Source organism: Rickettsia sp. TH2014 (assembly GCF_019249195.1).
GTDB lineage: Bacteria > Pseudomonadota > Alphaproteobacteria > Rickettsiales > Rickettsiaceae > Rickettsia > Rickettsia felis.
Genome location: NZ_MXAX01000105.1, coordinates 1 through 935 on the forward strand (window position 1 = coordinate 1; position 935 = coordinate 935).

Below are 935 nucleotides of genomic sequence, written 5' to 3' on the forward strand. Positions count from 1 at the left end.
TAATGCTATAGCTATATCTTCTTTAGTAAATACTGGCTTTGTATATGAAATGCGACCAAATACTATTTCAGGATTCTCATAGATCTTCGAAGCATTCTCAGCTATGATCTCTTTATTCTTTGCCTCAAGCTCAGTAGCATTCATATAATGAGCAGGACCTTTATGATGCGTTGGCTCTTGATCTAATCCAAGCTCCTTAAACGACTTGGCGGTTACTCTAAATGGTAACCCTGCTGCCTCATATACTTTGTTAATTTCTACCTCGCATTGATGTCTTAAATTAACAAGAAATTTATTACTGCTTGTCAGCTCTCGATCCTTTTTATCAAATACTACTTCACCATTCTCTAAACGTTTTAAGTTTCTGCTTAAATACTGTATATGTACATGCGGATTCTCCGGATTATCATAATGTATATTTACATCACAAACTATGCCTCGTGATACTACATTTTTTTGTACATATGCTTTTACTAACTTAATATTTTGTTCTTTACTTACTTCCTTGGGTAATGAGAATTCAATTTCTACTCCTGTTATAGAATCCTCTCTTTTTTCTCTTGCTTCTGCCGCATTCCATAATTGCTCTCTATCTTGTAACCATGCAACGTCTTCAAAGCCTTCAGGAACAAATATCTTGCTATATACTACCCCATGTTTTTTTGTAAAATCATAAGTAATACTAATCTCTTCACCACTCTCGTGGCAGGTAGTTCTATACACTAATTTACTGGCAGAAATATATGCAGCTTTCGCAACAGCATTTTGTCCCTTGCTCCTTTGTATTGATGAATTATGAAAGTGGTAGGAAGCCATTTTAATTTTTAAATTAATCTTATTTATCAGTTAAGCAGTTATTTTACTACACATTGAGCGCATGACATTTTGTACAAACAAAATGTTGAAGTGCGCTCTTACGAGAACACTTCTACTAC

The 935-nt window shown here is 34.3% G+C and carries 1 protein-coding gene; it reads right to left on the reverse strand.

The window, feature by feature from the left end:
- Positions 1 to 816, reverse strand: an 816-nt coding sequence (locus KYQ89_RS01890; RefSeq protein WP_218460169.1) for a MobA/MobL family protein, incomplete at its 3' end; no start/stop codon positions are given.
- Positions 817 to 935 lie beyond the last annotated feature (119 nt).